Origin of the sequence: Paraglaciecola sp. (genome assembly GCF_030730205.1) — a bacterium.
Lineage (GTDB): Bacteria > Pseudomonadota > Gammaproteobacteria > Enterobacterales > Alteromonadaceae > Paraglaciecola.
Genome location: NZ_JANQVQ010000020.1, coordinates 1 through 5,959 on the forward strand (window position 1 = coordinate 1; position 5,959 = coordinate 5,959).

The following is a 5,959-nucleotide window of genomic DNA, read 5'->3' on the forward strand; positions in this document are numbered from 1 at the left end:
CTGCTAAATGAGCGTCATACATATCAACTTTGGTATGTAGTGAATGATAATTTTTATCAAATGTCAGCGGTTCTATCGCTTCCAAAATTGCATTTGCTAATGACGCAGGGCTTTTGACCTGAAAAGTTAAACCTGCAATGCCCTCAATTTTTTCTTTCATTCCACCAATGTTAGAGCCAATTAAAGGCCGCCCTAATGCAATGGCTTCTTGTATCACTACTGGGGCGTTTTCCCACCAAATTGAGGGGATAATCACCCAATCAGTTTCTTGCATTAAAATGGGGAGCTGCTCTGACTCGTAAGCGCCACGCATTGTGACAAGTTCCTGTACATCCTCTAACAATAGCGTGACTTTGTCTTGAAACGCCTGACTTTGCAGCTCAAGGTTTGCTCCATGAATATCAAGGTGTATGTGTGCTTTGATGTCTTCTGGCAGAAGTGCCAGGGCTTGTAGCAAAATATCAATGCCTTTGTACAAATTAAGTTGGCCAAAAAACGCCAAACGACCTCGCTTTTTTTCTGTTCCTAGGGGCCTGGGCAACAATTTTTCGAATGATGGTAAAATATTCTCTATCACGTGCATCTTGTTTTTGGGTATGCCCCAATCGATGTATCTATCCGCCAAAAATTGACTCGGGGAGATAAACTCATCAACGCTGGCAAACTGGTCGAGAATATATTGTTTTCGTAAAAAAAAGTCTGCTGGCGAGCGTTCAGGAAAACACCTATTGCAATCTGCAGGCGATTCTTTGAAACACAGTTTAAGGCTGTTATTTTTAACCATTTGCCCGTTGTGCATACAAATTGCCATGTATTCGTGTAGGGTAAATATGAGCTTAGCCTGAGGCGCAGCTCGTTTTAATGCTGTAAAAATTTCAATACCGATATGTGCATAATGATGAACGTGCATAATGTCTGGTGAAAACTCTTTAACCAATTCACCAAGGTCATCAAAAAGGTGTTTAGTATTACTTGAACTTAAACAAAACCAGTCTGTTATGCTGGTGTGCAACATTATCTGATCTTGTTGACGGACAGAAAATGTAGATCCACCGTGTGATAAGTTTTCAGATCTCGCTAGGTACAAGCACTCATGTCCTGCCTCTTTTAGCGACTGAAAAAGGTTCCATGATGCTACTTCTGCCCCGCCCTTGCTTAGTTCTGGGTGAGCGTGTGAAATAATTAGTATTTTTTTAGTCATTCTGGTCATCTTTATGTATTAGGAAATGTAATTAACACCATTTATGGTTAAAGGTATGTGCGTTAATTAAGGTGACTCTAAACTTCCAATCACCAGGTTCTGTTAAATTTTGTGACTGTCTTTCAAGATGAAATAATTCGATGTCTCGAGCGATATAATTACTGTGTCCATGAGCCAAGGCTTTTTGACATAAATCTGAATCTTCAAAGTCGCCTAGCAGGTAATCAGAATCAAACCCTTCTAGTTTGTTAAAAAGCGACTTTTTGATCGCTACACATGCGGCAGTTACCATGTCACACCTCGCGAATTCTTTTGGTGTGTTAACCATGCTCAAAGGCCATCCTTTTTTGGGATGATCATTAAATTTAAGACCAGGAAAGTCATCAAGTTCCATTTGCGCCATGCCATCATGCTGAATAGAACCGTCTTCGAATAGCAAACGAACACCAATCAATCCAACATTGTCTGTTTGTTCAAGATAAGAGACCAAACGGGTATCCCAATCACTGCTCATGGGCAATACGTCAGAGTTAAGTAAAATTAAGTTATCTGAGACGGCATGTTGCGCTGCAATATTATTTGCTCTGCCGTAACCGACATTTTTTTCTAACAAGAGCAACTTAAAAGGAATTTGGAAAAGCTTATATAATTCTGGCGCCACTTTAATGACATTTTTAGCTATTCGAGGGTCATCTACTACATAAATAATTTCAGCCGTTTTTAAACAACCAAAGCGTGAAAAATTTGATAATTGATACCGCATAAAATCGTAACGACCGTACAGAGGAATAATGACTGATGAGGTAGGGTTAGTTTTTGTATCACCATAGGTATAAATATCTGTATCAATATCTTGGTCAATCCCCAATAGCCTTTTCAAAACCATCAAAAATGTTTTCGTCACTTTGTATTCAATCGGGCTAGAGAAGCCACTCCAAAGGTTTGTTAAATAATCGATTAGATACATTTTTTCAACGTTAGCATCCCTTAGGTTTTCAAGTTTCATGTGGTAAGTGTTTGCGTGAGTGTTAACTTCAACACTGCATTCACCAAGACTATATATATCTTCTTGAGAAACACATTCGAATATTCCGACGAAGCCAGCATCTCTTGAATGTTCAATGTGAGAATAAATGGCTTTCACATCATCTCGCCGATGCGTTTCTTTGGCTAAAATTTTAGCTATAACATTGCCATTAATGTCTTTTATTTTCAGATCTTTCGCTTGCTTCTGATCAGTCATCCATCCTACTACAACGATGAATGAATCAACCTTAAATGCTAATTCACAATAGCTATTTAAATTAAGTAAACTTGGAAATTTATAATATTCTTTTATCGGCAACAGATCGAATGAGCGACTTACATGATTAAAACTTTTTATCTTTGAGAGGATATCTTTTGCGACATTTTTGTATTCTTTAACATTCGAATGTTTCAGAATACTTCCATCTACTGATGCTGCAATAAAATGGTCTGTTATGAGTTCAGAAGGAATTTTAAAGCTATTTTCTTCTGCATATAATTTTAGATTCGTGTTTTCATTTATAAATATGATCAACTCTTGATAGTCATTTTTAGCAATGGCTAATTGCTTGGCAAAATACTCCGTTAACCATGCCCTAACGATGCTAATTAAACGATTTGATTTAAAACCTAACTCGACGGGTAGAGGAGGGAAAACTATGTTTGTATTTAAAAAATCTCTACCTTCAATCCAGCCATAATTCATAAAATGGGTAAATGCATCGACATTTTGCGCTTTTACATCTTTGTTTTTAGACAAGTAATAGGCTTTATCAAAAATTTCTCTAATTTGACTAAGTGAATACTCGTCAAGCACTCCATACATTTTACTATCTAAATTTCCCACAATATAGTTTCCTGTTTTCATAAATTTTTCCGCTTTAGGGGCATCAATCTAAAGCTGCTTTACCGTAATTCTTTTAACGTAGCTAAAACAATTTTTAAAATGCCAAATAACATAAGTTGTAACACTAGCATTAGGGCTAGATTATATTGAACATTAGGATATTTGGCATCTTCTGGCAGTGTAGGTGATTCCACCACTACAAGATATTTCAATTGGCGATAAGCTTCGATACGAGATTTTTCCAAGGAAATTTGCGATGAGGTATATGATTGCAAAGCTAGCTCCATATTGATTCTAAAATCGCTAAATTTTGCTAAGATTTCACCAACACTGAGCTCGTCAGATTCGGTATTAGATGATTTTCCTGTCGCAAGCCTATTTCGTTGGCTACTCAGTTGCTCAATCATGCTATTTAGTTCAGATGTTGCTTGCATAACTAACGGAGCGTCGATGCTCATACTGCTACGAAGCGTCATGAGCTCGGTTCTTTTAGCAGCAATCTCTGCTTCAAGTCTGTAGGTTATTTGCTGAAGTGCCGCACCCTCTGCTTGAGGATCTAACAAGTCATATTTTCTCTGAAATTCAAGCAATTCTGTCTTTGCATTCCGAAGTTTTATTTGCACAAGTTCATGCTCATTTTGCACAAATTCTAATTGCGCCTTCGCCAACTTATGACCAATTTCATTAATATACCATTCCGCACGCTCTACAACTGACTCACTGAGGTGTTTGGCAAACTCCGGCGTAAAACCTTGTGCATGAATTGATACAACCCTAGAAGTCTCATCAATATCTACAGTCACTCTTTTTAAGTAATAATTCAACAGAGATTCAGAAGAAGAGCCATCAGAGAGTCGACTAAAAAAATCGTAGTTTTTATCACTAAAATGTTGGCGAAGTGATAGCTTATTTTCTAGGTACATCACCATATCTGTGGAGTAAATGTAGAACTTTAATAATTCAGTGTCCGTTCCACCAGACGAAATGCCAAAACCAGACATGACAGCCATCGCAGGGTCCATTGTTGCCATGCCAGCGGGCTCTTTTACGATAATTTTTGCTTGGCTTTCAAAGCGAGGGCTTGCCCAAATAATTTGATAAAAAGCAAAAAGTAGAAAAGGAAACGCAACCAATAATACTATGGGTTTACGCCAATTATTAAATTTTTCACTGGCCCACATAGCCAGCATTCTATTTTTCATCAAAATTTTATCTTTTTTGTTAATAAATGTCGCTTCAGTTGACGAAGTCTGCTCTATGTTAGGGTAAGCCTTGAATGCTTCTTTTTGCACACACTTTAATTTTTCTTGATTCTCACTGGACGGATCTACATTTTTAATATGTTGCATAAGCCGATAGGCTAATAAAATATCTACCAGTTTTAATCTATCAACTTCAAGATTTAGAAATTCTGCATCTGCCAATTGCGCTTGGCTATATTGGCTCTTAAGTTTACTGAAACGATCTTCTAATTGTTTTTGTGCATCAATTGTCATTGTTATAAAGCCATATATTCTGTTATGCCGTGTTCTAAGTCATTATAAAAAGTAAGCTGTCCCTTATTTAACACAATTGCGCTATCACAAAATTGTCTAATCTCGTCCATTTCATGACTTACCATTATAACGTTGGCCCTTTCACTTCGTTCTAACAAGGCAGCTTTTGCTTTTCGCCTAAAGCTGGCATCTCCGACAGAAGTTACTTCATCAATTAGGTAAACATCAAAATCGATGCCGAGAGAACAGCCAAATGCTAATCGAGGTTTCATACCACTTGAGTATGTTTTTACCGGGAGCTCATACTTAGCCCCCAAATCAGCAAACTCTTTCACTCTTTTCTCATAGGCATCTAAATCTGCCACACCATTTACTCGACCAATGAACCTTGTATTTTCTCGTCCTGTCATCTGAGGATGAATACCCGATGATAAAGCAACAGGCCATGACAAACTTAAATCAGTAATAATTTTTCCACTATTTGGGTACTCACTACCGGCTAAAAGTCTAAAAAGAGTGGATTTACCCGCTCCATTAGCGCCTAGAATACCGATGTTGTGGCCTGACGGGATTTCAAAACTTAAATTTTTAAAGATGTATTGATTGCCTCGTTTCGATGGATAATATTTAGTAATGTTTTCTAATTTAATCATCGACTGATTGCCTGCTTCCAAGACGCTTGATAAATAACTAAAGCTAGAAAAACAGAAACTAAAGTTGAAATAGCAAGATATAACAGACTAACACCTGCGTCCCCATAATCTGAATACGCAGCAAATCTTGAAAGTTCGATTGCATGAAGAATTGGATTCCAATTCAGCAGATACCAATGTTCCATCGGAAAATCTTGTAGCGAAAAGAAAACCCCCGAAACGAAAAACAAAGGCCTTGTCACTATTTCTCTTACTTTGCGTATTTCAGCTACAAACATCTCAGCGAGGCCGAAAATAAGGCCAAGAGCCATGGCGAAAATCCATAACAAACCGAAGCTAGCAATCAATAACAAGGGGTTTTCAATCTGAACATCCATTTTCAAAAAGTACATGCTAAGTAAAATCCCTAGCAATACAAATATCTTTACGAGTAATTCGAATAAACTGGCAGCAATCACCGCGCTAATGGGCTGAACTTGTCTAAATGCAAATAATGCCTTGTTTTTCGCTATTGAAGTAGCAGATGCACCAAGTGTTTGTAAAAAACTTTGAATGAGTAAAAATCCGTATGCCATAAACACAAAAGTTGGAAGACCGTGGGTTAAGCCGCCGTCGAGCCTTCCCCGCATGAATGAAAGCATAAAGATAAAAGTAATAGGATTAATTACCGCCCAACTAATACCAAATTTGTCATTGAAGCCTGTACGGATTTCTCTGGCAAACAAGGCAAAGATGA

5 protein-coding genes are annotated in these 5,959 nt (G+C 37.6%); all 5 read right to left on the reverse strand.

The annotated features are described in order from the left end of the window. Positions 1–1,201, reverse strand: a 1,201-nt coding sequence (locus NWQ57_RS01965) for a glycosyltransferase family 4 protein (RefSeq protein ID WP_306020295.1), incomplete at its 3' end; no start/stop codon positions are given. A gap of 31 nt (positions 1,202–1,232) precedes the next feature. After that, positions 1,233–3,095 carry a glycosyltransferase family 2 protein gene (locus NWQ57_RS01970; RefSeq protein ID WP_306020296.1) on the reverse strand — a complete coding sequence of 621 codons (1,863 nt, stop codon included), beginning with the start codon at positions 3,093–3,095 and terminating at the stop codon, positions 1,233–1,235. 38 nt (positions 3,096–3,133) lie between these two features. Further along, the gene (locus NWQ57_RS01975) at positions 3,134–4,570 is read right to left on the reverse strand and encodes a lipopolysaccharide biosynthesis protein (protein ID WP_306020297.1); all 1,437 of its coding nucleotides are present in this window, start codon (positions 4,568–4,570) and stop codon (positions 3,134–3,136) included. 2 nt (positions 4,571–4,572) lie between these two features. Next, complete coding sequence (locus NWQ57_RS01980) at positions 4,573–5,223, reverse strand: ABC transporter ATP-binding protein (protein WP_306020298.1); 651 nt, start codon at positions 5,221–5,223, stop codon at positions 4,573–4,575. After that, positions 5,220–5,957: an ABC transporter permease gene (locus NWQ57_RS01985; RefSeq protein ID WP_306020299.1), complete on the reverse strand. Its 738-nt coding sequence runs from the start codon at positions 5,955–5,957 to the stop codon at positions 5,220–5,222. Before NWQ57_RS01985 ends, NWQ57_RS01980 begins: the two co-directional genes overlap by 4 nt. Positions 5,958–5,959 lie beyond the last annotated feature (2 nt).

What these genes read in the sequence shown, in the direction of transcription:
- NWQ57_RS01980 (WP_306020298.1), bottom strand. Translation starts at nt 5,223, where the DNA reads ATGATTAAATTAGAAAACATTACTAAATATTATCCATCGAAACGAGGC.
- NWQ57_RS01975 (WP_306020297.1), bottom strand. Translation starts at nt 4,570, where the DNA reads ATGACAATTGATGCACAAAAACAATTAGAAGATCGTTTCAGTAAACTT.
- NWQ57_RS01970 (WP_306020296.1), bottom strand. Translation starts at nt 3,095, where the DNA reads ATGAAAACAGGAAACTATATTGTGGGAAATTTAGATAGTAAAATGTAT.